Origin of the sequence: Streptomyces sp. NBC_00009, from assembly GCF_045040855.1 — a bacterium.
In the GTDB taxonomy this organism is placed as follows: domain Bacteria; phylum Actinomycetota; class Actinomycetes; order Streptomycetales; family Streptomycetaceae; genus Streptomyces; species Streptomyces aureus.
The window spans coordinates 1,413,616-1,427,128 of the sequence record NZ_CP108312.1 but is presented as its reverse complement, the minus strand read 5'-3'; the positions used below and the strand labels follow the sequence as shown (position 1 = coordinate 1,427,128).

The following is a 13,513-nucleotide window of genomic DNA, read 5'->3' as shown; positions in this document are numbered from 1 at the left end:
GGGGCCCGCCCCGTACCTCCGACCGAACCCGGCAGGGCCTACGCCCCGGCAGCTATCAGTTCGTCCGCCGGATTGTTGACCGGCTGCGGCACGCCCGCCAGGTCGAGGACGAAGAGCGGGACATCGAGTTCGTCGGCGCGGGTGCGCGCGTCCTCGTCGTAGCCCGCGAGTGAGAAGTAGACGCAGACCGCCGACTCCGTCATGCCGGTCAGCCACAGGCATTCCACGTCCCGCAGGGTTGCGGGCCGCACCGACGGCTCGACCTGGGCGACGACGCCGCGGGCCGCGAGGCCGATGCCGGACGAGGGGCGCTGGTCGGCGCGGCGGATGTCCCGGTAGCCGAGCCAGCGCAGATAGAGGGCGACGGCGGTCACGGCGTCGCGCGCGGTGCGGATGGCCACCGGCTGGAACGCGGGGCGCGGGACGGGAGCCGTGGGCGGCAGCGGAATATGGGCGGGCCCTGGCAGCGTCGTACCGGCCGGATCCGGGCCGTCCGCCGTGGGCGGATGCGCGGGCCCCGGCCAGGTCGCGCCGCCCGCCGCGTCGGAGTCCGGCGACGCGTCATGGCTCGGCGCCGGATCGCCCTCGACCGGGATCCGCAGCACCGTGCCGCACGCGCAGCCGAGCTCCGGGCGGGGCCACCGGTCCCGGCGCCCGCAGGCCCCGCACCGCACGGTCACCCAGTCGTCGAGCCAGGTGCGGTGCGTGACCGGCTCCGCGGGCGCCCCGCGCCGCAGCGGCGCCACGACGGGCGCGCCGCACGAGCACGGATAGACCGGTGGCGCATACACCTGTTCACGCCGGCAGGCGGGGCACCGCACCGGCACGTTCTGAGCCATGACCCACTCCCGGCATCCGCCCGGGGCTCCGCACCCGGGCTCACGCGATGGCTTCCCGCCCTCGGGGCCCATCGTCCTCCAAACTCCCCGGCCGCGGCAGGCAGTCGGGCGAGATCCCTCCGGATCCCGTCGACGAGAGGCCGTCCCTTGACGGTCGGGGGGCCGCCGCCTACATTGCTTCCATATAGCAGAACCTAGTTTCCGCAATGTGGAAATTAGAAGCTGAAGACAGTATGAAGACGACACGGACTCACAGCTCGCCGCGGGGGCGCGACGGGAGCGTTGATCCGACACCGAAGCAGGAGAACTCAATGGCTCGTATGACCGCTGCCAGCGCGGCAGTTGAGATCCTCAAGCGCGAAGGCGTCACGAACGCGTTCGGCGTGCCGGGTGCCGCCATCAACCCCTTCTACAAGTCCCTCAAGGAGGTCGGCGGCATCAGCCACACGCTGGCCCGCCACGTCGAGGGCGCCTCGCACATGGCCGAGGGATACACCCGTACGAACCCTGGCAACATCGGGGTCTGCATCGGTACGTCGGGCCCGGCCGGCACCGACATGATCACCGGCCTCTACTCGGCCACCGGTGACTCCATCCCGATTCTGTGCATCACGGGCCAGGCGCCCAGCCACCTCCTGCACAAGGAGGACTTCCAGGCCGTCGACATCGCCTCGATCGCCAAGCCCGTCACCAAGATGGCCGTCACGGTCCTCGAAGCGGCCCAGGTGCCCGGCGTCTTCCAGCAGGCGTTCCACCTGATGCGCTCCGGCCGGCCAGGGCCGGTCCTCATCGACCTGCCGATCGACGTCCAGCAGACCGAGATCGACTTCGACCCGGAGACGTACGAGCCGCTGCCCGTCTACAAGCCGGCCGCGACCCGCGCCCAGATCGAGAAGGCGATCTCCTTCCTCCTGGAGTCCGAGCGCCCGCTGATCGTCGCCGGCGGCGGCATCATCAACGCGGACGCCTCCGACCTCCTGGTCGAGTTCGCCGAGATCACCAACACGCCGGTCGTCCCGACCCTCATGGGCTGGGGCACCATCCCGGACGACCACGACCTGAACGCGGGCATGGTCGGCCAGCAGACCGGCCACCGCTACGGCAACGCCACGTTCCTGGAGTCGGACTTCGTCCTCGGCATCGGCAACCGCTGGGCCAACCGTCACACCGGCTACAAGCTGGACGTGTACCGCGAGGGCCGCAAGTTCGTCCACGTCGACATCGAGCCGACCCAGATCGGCAAGATCTTCGCCCCGGACTACGGGATCGCCTCCGACGCCAAGGCCGCGCTCGAGCTGTTCGTCGAGGTCGCACGCGAGCTCAAGGCCGCGGGCAAGCTCCCCGACCGTTCCGCGTGGGTCGCCTCCCACCTGGAGCGCAAGGGCACGCTGCACCGCCGCACGCACTTCGACAACGTGCCGATGAAGCCCCAGCGCGTCTACGAGGAGATGAACAAGGCGTTCGGGCCCGACACCCGCTACGTCACCACCATCGGCCTCTCCCAGATCGCCGGCGCGCAGATGCTGCACGTCTACAAGCCGCGCCACTGGATCAACTGCGGCCAGGCCGGCCCGCTCGGCTGGACCATCCCGGCCGCGCTCGGTGTGGCCACCGCCGACCCGGACACCCAGGTCGTCGCGCTCTCCGGCGACTACGACTTCCAGTTCATGATCGAGGAGCTGGCGGTCGGTGCGCAGCACCGCATCCCGTACGTCCACGTCCTGGTCAACAACGCCTACCTGGGCCTGATCCGCCAGGCGCAGATCGGTCTCGACATCAACTTCCAGGTCAACCTGGAGTTCGAGAACCAGAACAGCCCCGAGCTCGGCGTCTACGGCGTCGACCATGTCAAGGTCGCCGAGGGCCTCGGCTGCAAGGCGATCCGCGTCACCGAGCCCGACCAGCTCCTGCCGGCCTTCGAGGAGGCCAAGAAGCTCGCCGCGCAGTACCGCGTGCCGGTCGTCGTCGAGGCGATCCTGGAGCGCATCACGAACATCTCGATGAGCCCCACGGCCGACATCAGCGCCGTCAAGGAGTTCGAGGAGCTCGCGACCGAGCCCGGCCACGCGCCGACCGCGATCCGGCCGCTGACGGCCTGATCAGGCGCCTGCCGGTCCGACAAGGGGCGGTCCACCCGATGGGGGGTGGGCCGCCCTTCCGGCATGGCATCGCGCGATACGTATGACACCGCGCGATACGTATGACACCGCGCCGACACCCGGCCGCTGCCCCGTGTTGATCGGCGGGCCGCCCCGGAAGGCGACGATCCGGTCATGGAACGACGTAGATTCGCCGCGGGCATCGCGGCAGCGGCCGCCGCCCCCGCCCTGCTCGGCGCGGCTCCCGCCTCCTCGCACGGCGACGACCGGCTGAGGAAGGCCATGCGGGCCGCGCTCGGCGACGAACTCGACGACCGGGCCACCGCCCGCGCCGTCGAGCCCCACATCCACGACATCGGCTTCGACTGGCACCCGCCGGCCGCGCCCCTGGACCGGATCGACTTCCTCGTCGCGTACGGCTTCGGCAACCGGCCGCCGGCCGGGGGCGGCGACCCCACGAAGGTCATGTACGAGCCGGGCCCGGTCAACGAGGAGCTGGCGGACACCGTCGCCCGCGTGCGCGCCCGCCGGGACGTGCCGGTGTACGCGCAGTGGGAGATCGCGCGCTTCCTGAAGTCCAAGTACGGCATGACCCGGGTGACGTCGATCGAGCCGGTCGTCGCGCCGGACGGCACCATCACGTACCTGAGCACGGACGGGGTCGCCGCCCAGGTCGTGGAGGCCCGCAAGAAGCTGCCTGAGGGCATCGGCACGGCGGGCGTCATCGGCTTCCGCGACCACGTCAAGCGCTGCGTGCAGACCACGAACGACCGCGGCATGAAGGCGTACGCCCCCGCCGGCTTCGAGATGCCGGGCACGTACGACCCCGAGTCGGGCCAGGCCTGGACGCGGCGGCGCGACCTCTATCTGGTGCACGACATGACGGCGCAGTGGACGGTGCTGCGCGAGAAGCTGATCGCGCGGGCGGAGAGCGGCAACTCCTGAGCGCCGTCGGCTGAGCGAAGCGGGGACAACGCAAGAACGCCGAGTACGGGACCGTCCGTACTCGGCGTTCTGTGCTTCCCCCGAAGCGAGCCTCCCTCATAGGGAGATTTCCCTGAGGGGAGCTGTCCCCGAAGGGAGTTGGTGCCGCCCGAAGGCACGCGACTGGCGAAACATGCATGCGTGCCGCCGGGCGGATTCTGTGGTGTGGCCGGTACCGCGGCGGCCTGAGATGAACCCCGGCGGCTCCCTCCCCTCAGGTCGAGAAGGGGCCGCCAGGATCTTGACCACCGCACTGGCTCGCAGAGCCGCCGCGGACCGTGCCTGTCCGCCTGGGGCGGACCGCCCGCGCCGCCGTGTGACCACCCCTCATCCGGGTCTGCACAGTGGCGCGGGCTTCGCGTCCAGGGCCTGACCTCCCGTCAGACCCCGGACGCAGCTCGGGTATTAGTCCTCGCGCAGGGCGCGGACCGCTTCCTCCACGCGCTTGCCGTACTCGGCGTCGGCGGCGTGGAAGTGAGCCAGGTTCTTCTCGATCACGTCGTCGCGCGAGACCTGCGAGAGGCCGCCGGCGATGTTGGCGATCAGACGGGACTTCTCGTCCTCCGACATCAGCCGGAACAGCTCGCCCGCCTGGAAGAAGTCGTCGTCCTTGGTGTGGGCGGGCGCCTCGTGCGTGCCGGTGTAGCCGGCGACGGCGAGCGGGGCCGACAGCGGGCGGCCGGTCTCGGCGGGCCCGTCGTACGAGTTGGGCTCGTAGTTCTTGCGGTCGCGGCCGTACGCGTTCGACGCCATCAGGCCGTCGCGGCCGTAGTTGTCGGCGTTGGCCGCCTTCGGCGCGTTCACCGCGAGCTGCGTGTGGTTGACGCCCAGGCGGTAACGGTGCGCGTCCGCGTAGGCGAACAGGCGGCCCTGGAGCATCTTGTCCGGGGAGGGACCGATGCCGGGCACGAAGTTGTTCGGGGAGAACGCGGCCTGCTCGACCTCGGCGAAGACGTTGTCCGGGTTGCGGTCGAGGACCAGGCGGCCCACGCGCTGCAGCGGGTAGTCCTTGTGCGGCCACACCTTCGTGAGGTCGAAGGGGTTGAAGCGGTAGTCGTCCGCCTCGGCGACCGGCATGAGCTGCACGTACAGGGTCCAGGACGGGTTGACGCCGCGCTCGATGGCCTGGAGCAGGTCCGTCTGGTGCGAGTTGGCGTCCTTGCCCGCGATCTCGGCGCCCTGCTCGGAGGAGAGGGAGCGGATGCCCTGGTTCGTCTTGAAGTGGTACTTGACGAAGAAGGCCTCACCCTCGGCGTTCGTCCACTGGTAGGTGTGCGAGCCGTAGCCGTTCATGTGGCGGTACGAGGCCGGGATGCCGCGGTCGCCCATCAGCCAGGTGATCTGGTGCGTGGCCTCGGGGGCGTGCGCCCAGAAGTCCCAGACGTTGTCCGCCTCCTGCTTGCCCGTGAAGGGGTCGCGCTTCTGGGAGTGGATGAAGTCGGGGAACTTGATCGGGTCCTTGATGAAGAACACCGGGGTGTTGTTGCCGACGAGGTCGTAGTTGCCCTCTTCGGTGTAGAACTTCAGCGCGAAGCCGCGCGGGTCGCGGACCGCGTCCGCGCCGCCGAGGTTGTCCGCGACCGTGGAGAAGCGGATGAACGTCTCGGTGCGCTTGCCGACCGTGCTGAGGAAGTCGGCGTGGGTGAAGCCGGTGACGTCGTCCGTCACCTCGAAGTAGCCGTACGCGCCGGAACCGCGCGCGTGGACGACACGCTCCGGGATGCGCTCGCGGTTGAAGCGAGCGAGCTTCTCGAGGAGGTGCTGGTCCTGGAGGAGAAGCGGGCCACCGACGCCGGCGGTGGCGGAATTCTGGTTGTCGGCGACAGGAGCGCCGGACTCGGTCGTGAGCACACGCTTCGACATGGTGGCGAGGGTGACCTTCCGTACGGAACTGCTGGGACTGCTGACGGTGAACCGGAGCGTAAGAGGCTCTGAACAGCTACGTCAACAGTTTGTTGAAGTTATGGTCAACAGTTTGTTGAAGTGAAATGCATGATTCCGGGCCGTGGCGACGCCTGGGCGCGACAGGACAGGTGTCAGCGCCGCCACGGCCCGGAAGTCCGGGGGGTCAGACCTGCTGACCGGAGAGGCGCTCGACGCCGCGCAGCAGCGCGGAGTGGTCGAGGCCGCCGTCGCCCTGGGCGCGCAGGGAGGCGACGAGCTGGGCGACCACACCGCCGACGGGCAGGGCGGCGCCCACGTTGCGGGCGGCGTCGGTGACGATGCCCATGTCCTTGTGGTGCAGGTCGATCCGGAAGCCGGGCTTGAAGTCCCGGTTCAGGAAGTTGTCCTTCTTGCGCGTCAGGACGGTCGAGCCGGCCAGGCCGCCGTTGAGGACGTCGAGCGCGGCCGTCAGGTCCACGCCGGACTTCTCCAGGAAGACCACGGCCTCGGCGCACGCCTGGATGTTCACGGCGACGATCAGCTGGTTGGCGGCCTTCACGGTCTGGCCCGAGCCGTGCGGACCGCACAGCACGATGGTCTTGCCGAGGGCGTCGAGGAGCGGCTTGGCCTCGTCGAAGTCGGCCTGCTCACCGCCGACCATGATCGACAGAACGGCCTCGATCGCGCCGGCCTCGCCACCGGAGACCGGGGCGTCGATGACGCGGATGCCCTTGTCCTTGGCGGCCTTCGCGAGGTCCACCGAGGTCTGCGGCGTGATCGACGACATGTCGACGATCAGCGCGCCGGACTTCGCGTTCTCGAGGATGCCGTTCTCGCCGTACGCGATGGCCTCGACCTGCGGAGAGGCGGGCACCATCGTGACGATGACGTCGGCGTCCTTGACGGCCTCGGCGATCGAGCCGGCCGCGGTGCCGCCGGCGGCCGCGAGCCGCTCCAGCTTGTCCTTCTCGAGGGTGAAGCCGGTCACCGAGTAACCAGCCTTGATCAGGTTCTCGGACATGGGGGAGCCCATGATGCCGAGTCCGATCCACGCGATCTTGGGGAGGTTGCTCATGAGGGTGCCTCTCTAACTGCGGTCGTACGTAGGTGAGTTGGCGCGCGTCGGGGCGCTCAGCGCGCGGCGCGGGCCGCGGCGGGCAGCCAGTCGAAGGCCTCGGCGCTCGGCTTGTCGCCGGGCTTGTACTCCAGGCCGACATAGCCCTCGTAGCCCGTCTTCGCCAGCTGGTCGAGCAGTTCCTCGAGCGGCAGCGAACCGGTGCCGGGGGCGCCGCGGCCCGGGTTGTCGGCGATCTGCACGTGGCCGGTCTTCGCGGTGTACTGCTCGATCACCGCGGGCAGGTCCTCGCCGTTCATGGACAGGTGGTACAGGTCCATGAGGAACTTGGCGTTGCCGAGGCCCGTGGCGGCGTTCACCTTGTCCACGATCTCGATCGCCTTGGGGGCGCTCACGATCGGGCACAGCGGCGACTCGGGCTTGTTCAGCGCCTCGATCAGGAGGATCGCGCCGACGCGGTCGGCGGCGCGGGCCGCGAGCACCAGGTTCTCCAGGGCGAGCTCGTCCTGGACCGCCGGGTCCACGCCGTCGACGCGGTTGCCGTACAGCGCGTTGAGCGCCTTGCAGCCGAGGGAGAGGGCGAAGTCCGCCGCGATGTCGATGTTCGCGCGGAACTTGTCGCTCTCCTCGCCGGGGATGGACAGGGCGCCGCGGTCGGGGCCCGGCAGCTGTCCGGCGTAGAAGTTGAGCCCGGTGAGCTGTACGCCCGCGTCCTCGATCGCCTTCTTGAGGGCGTCGAGCTCGGACTGCTCGGGGGTGGGGGCGTCGACCCAGGGCCACCACAGCTCGACCGCGGTGAAGCCCGCCGCGGCGGCGGCCGCGGGGCGCTCCAGGAGCGGGAGTTCCGTGAAGAGGATCGACAGGTTGACGTTGAAGCGCTGGTCTGCGAATCCCATGGGGGTCGGCGCTCCCTTCCGTATCGAGATCCGTACGGCACTCGGTGTCGAGTTCCGTATAGCGGAAGTTCGTTTCTGCTTGATGGAAGACTGCCGGGGATGCTTCGCTCTTGTCAAGAGGGGCTGCCGGAAAAACAGCTCGCGGCAGTAGGTTGACCCCGTGCGATTGAGAGTGGAGTTCACGACCGAGCCCTTCGACCTCGACGAGGCGCCGCCCCACGCGGTCGTCGCCCGCGACGTCATCCAGAAGGCCGAACTGGACGCGGTGGATGTCGGACCCTTCGGCAACACCGCCGAAGGGGAGGCGGACGCCGTGCTCGGCGCGGTGGACGCGCTGCTGCGCCAGGCCCTGGCGGCCGGCGCCACCCGTGTCTCGCTCCAGGTCAATGTGATGGGGGAGGGCGATAAGTGACCGCTACAGGAGACGTCCCCTTCGTCAGCGCGGTGAAGCCGCTGGTGGACGCCATGGGGGGCGAGATGCTGCCGCCGCAGGAGGCGGGCAAGGACGATGTCGTCCTGCACTGGGAGGGCCGCGAGGTCATCGCCGTACGGCTGCCCCAGCTGGCCGACTCTCTGGATCACATCCTGGTGGCCATGGAGCGCGGACAGGGCATGCCCCTGTCGGCCCTCGACCGCAAGGCCAAGCAGGAGGTCGTGCGGATACTGGAGGCACGAGGTGCCTTCTCCGTGCGGCACGGAGTGGAGACAGTGGCCGGGGCGCTCGGGGTGTCCAGGTTCACCGTCTACAACTACCTGAACAGGGAAAACGCGGCCAAGGGGGAGTAGGTCGCCCTCTAGCACGCCAAGGTGTCGAACCAGCCGCCGTCCGGATACCGGGCGGCGGTTTTTGTAACTCCAAGTTTTCAACAAAGTGTTGACGTGGTGTTTCGGAGGGCGTTAGCTATCCGCAGCCCGTCCAGCACAAGGCCACGGAGGCTTCCCGTGACTTCACGTCCGATGCCGGGGCTTTCCCGGTTCAACACGCTTCAGGAGAACGCGGCCGCCGCCGTGCTCCACGAGGTGTGTGCCAGCTCGGCGTGGGGGAGCAAGCTCCTCGCCCAGCGCCCCTTCACCACCACGGAGGAACTCTTCGCCGCGAGCGACGCCGCAATGGCCGAGCTCGGCGCCGAGGATCTCGCCGAGGCGATGGCGGGGCACCCCCCGATCGGCCGCCCGAAGCCGGGTGACCCGACCTCGTCCCGCGAGCAGCGGGGCATGGCCGGCGCCTCCGAGGAGCTCAAGGCCGAGATGCTCGAACTGAACCTGGCCTACCAGGACCGGTTCGGTCATGTCTTCCTGATCTGCGCCACCGGGGCGACCGGCGAGCAGATGCGCGACGCGATGAAGGCCAGGATCGGGAACGACACCGGGACGGAGCGCGAGATCGTGCGCACCGAACTGGGGAAGATCAACCGTATCCGCCTGACCCGCCTCGCCGAAGAAGACGTAGAAGTGGAAGAGGACAAGGACTGATGAGCACCGCGACCACCGCGTCGGTGTCGACGCACATTCTCGACACCAGCATCGGACGCCCCGCCGAGGGCGTCGCCATCTCGCTCGCCGCCCGCTCGGGCAGCGACGCCGAGTGGGTGGCGCTCGGCGGCTCCGCGACCGACGCGGACGGGCGCTGCAAGGACCTGCCGGCGCTGCCGGAGGGCACCACCCACGTACGGCTCGACTTCGCCGTCGAGACGTACTTCACGCATCAAATCAACACAGTGAAGCAAGCCGAGGCGCAGCAGGACGCCCCCCGCGTAAGGGACAGCGGTGCGTTCTTCCCGGAGGTGGCGATCACGTTCGCCGTCAAGCCGGGCGAGCACTATCACGTACCGCTGCTGCTCAACCCGTTCGGCTACTCCGTTTACCGAGGGAGCTAGCAGACATGCCCACGATTCTCGGCCAGAACCAGTACGGCAAAGCAGAGAACCGCGTCGTCAAGATCACGCGGGACGGCGACACCCACCACATCAAGGACCTGAACGTCTCCGTCGCCCTCTCCGGCGACCTCGACGACGTCCACTACAACGGCTCGAACGCCAACTGCCTTCCGACGGACACGACGAAGAACACCTGCTTCGCGTTCGCCAAGGAATACGGCATCGAGTCGGCCGAGCAGTACGGCATCCACCTCGCCCGGCACTTCGTGGACAGCCAGCCGTCGATCCACCGCGCGCGCATCCGCATCGAGGAGTACTCCTGGGAGCGCATCGCCGGCTCCGACGGCAACTCCAAGTTCATCGGCGCCGACGAGGTCAAGCACTCCTTCGTCCGTAAGGGCCAGGAGACCCGCCTCGCGCAGATCACATACGACGGCGAGGAGTTCGAAGTCCTGTCCGGGCTCAAGGACCTGACCGTGATGAACTCCACGAACTCCGAGTTCTGGGGCTACATCAAGGACAAGTACACGACGCTCCAGGAGGACTACGACCGCATCCTCGCCACGTCCCTGTCGACGTGGTGGCGGCACAACTGGACCTCCGACGAGCAGCGCATGCCGCAGTGGGAGAAGTCCTACGAGCAGTCCAAGAAGCACATCCTCCAGGCGTTCGTGGAGACGTACTCGCTCTCGCTCCAGCAGACGCTGTACCAAATGGGTTCGCGGGTCATCAACAACCGCAGCGAGATCGACGAGATCCGCTTCTCCGCGCCCAACAAGCACCACTTCCGGCAGGATCTCTCCGCCTTCGGTCTGGAGAACGATGCCAAGGACGGCGCCGTGTACTACGCGGCCGACCGCCCCTACGGCCTGATCGAGGCCACCATCCTGCGCGACGGCTGCGAGCCGCACATCCCGGTCGACATGACCAACCTCTGACGCGGGGCGCGCACTCCCCGCCCGCCCTGACGGGCAGGGAGTGCGCCACACCGGAGGGAACAGCTAGCTATGGCAACGCCTGCAAAGGGGCCGGCAGAAGGCCCTTGTTCCACCTCACCGGCCGGACCTGAGGTCCACCCGGTGGACGAAAAGCTCCACCCCTCGCGGCTCGTCCCCGCGGCACTCCAGCACATCGCCGCGATGTACGCGGGCGTGGTCACGCCCCCGCTCATCATCGGTCAGGCCGTCCACCTCGACACGGCGGGCCAGACCCGGCTCATCGCCGCAAGCCTGCTCATCGCGGGCGTGGCCACCCTCCTGCAGACCCTCGGCGTCAAGGGACTCGTCGGCAACCGGCTGCCCTTCGTCAACGCCGCCTCCTCGGCCGGCATCGCGCCGATGCTCGCCATCGCCGAGACGAACGCCCGGGGCGACCAACTCCCCGCCATCTACGGTGCGGTGATGGTCGCCGGCGTCTTCTGTCTCGCGATCGGCCCGTTCTTCGGCAGGCTCCTGCGCTTCTTCCCGCCGCTCGTCACGGGCGTCGTCATCACCCTCATCGGGGTGACCCTGATGCCGGTCCCGGTCGCCTGGGCGCAGGGCGGCGACAGGACCGCCGCCGACTTCGGCGACATGAAGTACCTGGGACTCGCCGCCTTCACGCTCGTCGTCATCCTGATGATCCAGCGCTTCGGGCGCGGCTTCGTCAAGCAAGTCGCCCTGCTTCTGGGCCTGTTGATCGGCACGATGGCCGCGGTCCCGTTCGGCATGGCGGACTTCGGCGCCCTCAGGTCGGCCCCGGTCGCCGCGCTGCCCACGCCGTTCGCGTTCGGCACGCCCGAGTTCCAGCCCGCCGCGATCATCTCGCTCTGCCTGGTGATGCTCGTCCTGATGACGGAGTCCAGCGCCGGAATGCTCGCCATCGGCGAGATCTGCGAGCGCGAGACCAGCGGCAGGACCATCACCCGCGGCCTGCGCACCGACGGCCTCGCCACGCTCCTCGGCCCCGTCTTCGGCGGCTTCCCCACCTCGGCCTTCGCCCAGAACGTCGGCGTCGTCTCGCTGACGAAGGTGCGCAGCCGCTACGTGGTCGCCGCCGCGGGAGGCGCGCTCCTGGTCCTCGGCGCCTTCCCGGTGCTCGGCGCGGTGGTGTCCACGGTGCCGATGCCGGTCCTCGGCGGCGCGGGCATCGTCCTCTTCGGCTCCATCGCCGTCAGCGGCATCCGCACGCTGTCGGAGGCCGGCCTCGACGACAGCTCGAACATCATCCTGGTCGCCGTCTCGCTCGGCGCGGGCATCATCCCGCTCGCCGCGCCCACCTTCTACGCCGAATTCCCGGCCTGGGCGCAGACCGTGCTCGGCTCCGGCATCAGCGCGGGCGCCCTGGTGGCCGTATCGCTGAACCTGTTCTTCCACCATCTCGGCACCCGCGGCCGCGCCACCGCCGCCGCGGCACTCAAATCCTCCTAGGGTCCTGCCGTGCCCACTCGCCACTCACCCATGAAGGAAGCACCATGGCACCTTCGGCAGCCCCTTCCCGCATCGTCATCGAGAACGCGGCCATCGCGACCGTCGACGCCAACGACACCGAGTACGCCTCGGGTTATGTGGTCGTCGCCGACAACAAGATCGAGTCCATCGGCGCAGGTCAGGCCCCCGCGGGCCTGGAGAACGTCGTGCGCCGCGTCGACGGCACCGGCCACCTCGTCACGCCCGGCCTGATCAACACGCACCACCACTTCTACCAGTGGATCACCCGTGGCCTGGCCACGGACCACAACCTGTTCAACTGGCTGGTCGCGCTGTACCCGACGTGGGCACGCATCGACGAGCAGATGGCCCGCGTCGCCGCGCAGGGATCCCTCGCGATGATGGCCCGCGGCGGTGTGACCACCGCGATGGACCACCACTACGTGTACCCGAAGGGCTCCGGCGACCTGTCCGGCGCCATCATCGGCGCCGCCTCCGACATGGGTGTCCGCTTCACGCTCGCCCGCGGCTCCATGGACCGCTCCGAGAAGGACGGCGGCCTGCCGCCGGACTTCGCGGTCGAGACCCTCGAGGGCGCCCTCGCGGCCACCGAGGAGACCGTCAACAAGCACCACGACGCCTCCTTCGGCGCGATGACCCAGGTGGCCGTCGCCCCCTGCTCGCCGTTCTCCGTGTCCACCGAACTCATGAAGCAGGGCGCCGAGTTGGCGCGCCGGCTCGGGGTACGGCTGCACACCCACGGCAGCGAGACGGTCGAGGAGGAGAAGTTCTGCCACGAGCTCTTCGGCATGGGCCCGACCGACTACTTCGAGTCGACGGGCTGGCTCGGTGAGGACGTGTGGATGGCGCACTGCGTCCACATGAACGACTCGGACATCGCCGCCTTCGCCCGCACGGGCACGGGTGTCGCGCACTGCCCGTCGTCCAACGCCCGTCTGGCGGCCGGCATCGCCCGCGTCCCGGACATGCTCAAGGCCGGCGTCCCGGTCGGCCTCGGCGTCGACGGCACCGCGTCCAACGAGTCGGGCGAGCTGCACACCGAGCTGCGCAACGCGCTCCTCATCAACCGTCTCGGCGCCCACCGCGAGGCCGCCCTGAACGCCCGTCAGGCGCTCAGGCTCGGCACCGCCGGCGGTGCCCGGGTCCTGGGCCGCGCCGCCGAGATCGGCTCCCTGGAGGCGGGCAAGCTCGCCGACCTGGTCCTGTGGAAGATCGACGGCATCGGGCACTCCTCGATCGCCGACCCGGTCACGGCCATCGTCTTCGGCGCGGCGGCCCCGGTCACCCTCTCCCTCGTCAACGGAAAGCCGGTCGTCGAGGACGGACGCCTGCTGCACGCCGACGAGGACGCCATCGCCCGCGATGCGCGTCAGGAGGCACAGCGCCTCGCGCGGATCACCGCCGAGGCCTAGGAGGTGGCCGCCGGATCT

13 protein-coding genes are annotated in these 13,513 nt (G+C 69.3%); 9 read left to right on the top strand and 4 right to left on the bottom strand.

Annotation, left to right across the window (positions count from 1 at the left end):
- Positions 1-38: 38 nt before the first annotated feature.
- Positions 39-839, bottom strand: a complete 801-nt coding sequence (locus OHA58_RS06465; RefSeq protein WP_405477266.1) for a hypothetical protein — start codon at positions 837-839, stop codon at positions 39-41.
- Positions 840-1,150: 311 nt separating this feature from the next.
- On the opposite strand from OHA58_RS06465, the gene gcl reads away from it, so the two are divergent.
- On the top strand, positions 1,151-2,938 hold the full coding sequence (gene gcl, locus OHA58_RS06460) for a glyoxylate carboligase (protein WP_266743658.1): 1,788 nt from the start codon (positions 1,151-1,153) through the stop codon (positions 2,936-2,938).
- A 174-nt stretch (positions 2,939-3,112) separates the two neighbouring features.
- Positions 3,113-3,883 (top strand): hypothetical protein, encoded by a 771-nt coding sequence (locus tag OHA58_RS06455; RefSeq protein ID WP_405477264.1) that lies wholly within the window; start codon positions 3,113-3,115, stop codon positions 3,881-3,883.
- 444 nt (positions 3,884-4,327) lie between these two features.
- Here OHA58_RS06455 and OHA58_RS06450 read toward each other — a convergent pair whose 3' ends face one another.
- From OHA58_RS06450 to OHA58_RS06440, 3 genes are all read right to left on the bottom strand, one after another.
- A complete protein-coding gene (locus tag OHA58_RS06450; protein ID WP_405477262.1) occupies positions 4,328-5,785 on the bottom strand; it encodes a catalase in 1,458 nt (485 codons plus the stop codon).
- A 205-nt stretch (positions 5,786-5,990) separates the two neighbouring features.
- Positions 5,991-6,881: a 2-hydroxy-3-oxopropionate reductase gene (locus OHA58_RS06445; RefSeq protein ID WP_405477260.1), complete on the bottom strand. Its 891-nt coding sequence runs from the start codon at positions 6,879-6,881 to the stop codon at positions 5,991-5,993.
- 56 nt (positions 6,882-6,937) lie between these two features.
- Positions 6,938-7,777, bottom strand: coding sequence for a TIM barrel protein (locus OHA58_RS06440; RefSeq protein ID WP_405477259.1), 840 nt, complete (start codon positions 7,775-7,777; stop codon positions 6,938-6,940).
- 160 nt (positions 7,778-7,937) lie between these two features.
- Here OHA58_RS06440 and OHA58_RS06435 point away from each other — a divergent pair, with 160 nt between their 5' ends.
- The 7 genes from OHA58_RS06435 to OHA58_RS06405 all read left to right on the top strand — a co-directional run bounded on the left by OHA58_RS06435 (position 7,938) and on the right by OHA58_RS06405 (position 13,495).
- The gene (locus tag OHA58_RS06435; RefSeq protein WP_100591422.1) at positions 7,938-8,189 is read left to right on the top strand and encodes a hypothetical protein; all 252 of its coding nucleotides are present in this window, start codon (positions 7,938-7,940) and stop codon (positions 8,187-8,189) included.
- The gene (locus OHA58_RS06430) at positions 8,186-8,563 is read left to right on the top strand and encodes a helix-turn-helix domain-containing protein (RefSeq protein WP_266675213.1); all 378 of its coding nucleotides are present in this window, start codon (positions 8,186-8,188) and stop codon (positions 8,561-8,563) included. Before OHA58_RS06435 ends, OHA58_RS06430 begins: the two co-directional genes overlap by 4 nt.
- Positions 8,564-8,719: 156 nt before the next feature.
- Positions 8,720-9,250: a 2-oxo-4-hydroxy-4-carboxy-5-ureidoimidazoline decarboxylase gene (gene uraD / locus OHA58_RS06425; protein WP_405477256.1), complete on the top strand. Its 531-nt coding sequence runs from the start codon at positions 8,720-8,722 to the stop codon at positions 9,248-9,250.
- Positions 9,250-9,654, top strand: a complete 405-nt coding sequence (gene uraH, locus OHA58_RS06420; protein ID WP_366118354.1) for a hydroxyisourate hydrolase — start codon at positions 9,250-9,252, stop codon at positions 9,652-9,654. The genes uraD and uraH overlap by 1 nt, the downstream gene beginning before the upstream one ends.
- 5 nt (positions 9,655-9,659) lie before the next feature.
- A complete protein-coding gene (gene pucL, locus OHA58_RS06415; protein WP_405477254.1) occupies positions 9,660-10,592 on the top strand; it encodes a factor-independent urate hydroxylase in 933 nt (310 codons plus the stop codon).
- A 69-nt stretch (positions 10,593-10,661) separates the two neighbouring features.
- A complete protein-coding gene (locus OHA58_RS06410; protein WP_405477252.1) occupies positions 10,662-12,062 on the top strand; it encodes a nucleobase:cation symporter-2 family protein in 1,401 nt (466 codons plus the stop codon).
- A 44-nt stretch (positions 12,063-12,106) separates the two neighbouring features.
- Positions 12,107-13,495 carry an 8-oxoguanine deaminase gene (locus OHA58_RS06405; RefSeq protein WP_405477250.1) on the top strand — a complete coding sequence of 463 codons (1,389 nt, stop codon included), beginning with the start codon at positions 12,107-12,109 and terminating at the stop codon, positions 13,493-13,495.
- Positions 13,496-13,513: the final 18 nt, after the last annotated feature.

Bases quoted from the DNA above. Each gene is read 5' to 3' on its own strand.
- OHA58_RS06465 (WP_405477266.1), bottom strand. From the start codon at position 839: ATGGCTCAGAACGTGCCGGTGCGGTGCCCCGCCTGCCGGCGTGAACAG.
- gcl (WP_266743658.1), top strand. From the start codon at position 1,151: ATGGCTCGTATGACCGCTGCCAGCGCGGCAGTTGAGATCCTCAAGCGC.
- OHA58_RS06455 (WP_405477264.1), top strand. From the start codon at position 3,113: ATGGAACGACGTAGATTCGCCGCGGGCATCGCGGCAGCGGCCGCCGCC.
- OHA58_RS06450 (WP_405477262.1), bottom strand. From the start codon at position 5,785: ATGTCGAAGCGTGTGCTCACGACCGAGTCCGGCGCTCCTGTCGCCGAC.
- OHA58_RS06445 (WP_405477260.1), bottom strand. From the start codon at position 6,881: ATGAGCAACCTCCCCAAGATCGCGTGGATCGGACTCGGCATCATGGGC.
- OHA58_RS06440 (WP_405477259.1), bottom strand. From the start codon at position 7,777: ATGGGATTCGCAGACCAGCGCTTCAACGTCAACCTGTCGATCCTCTTC.
- uraH (WP_366118354.1), top strand. From the start codon at position 9,250: ATGAGCACCGCGACCACCGCGTCGGTGTCGACGCACATTCTCGACACC.
- pucL (WP_405477254.1), top strand. From the start codon at position 9,660: ATGCCCACGATTCTCGGCCAGAACCAGTACGGCAAAGCAGAGAACCGC.
- OHA58_RS06410 (WP_405477252.1), top strand. From the start codon at position 10,662: ATGGCAACGCCTGCAAAGGGGCCGGCAGAAGGCCCTTGTTCCACCTCA.
- OHA58_RS06405 (WP_405477250.1), top strand. From the start codon at position 12,107: ATGGCACCTTCGGCAGCCCCTTCCCGCATCGTCATCGAGAACGCGGCC.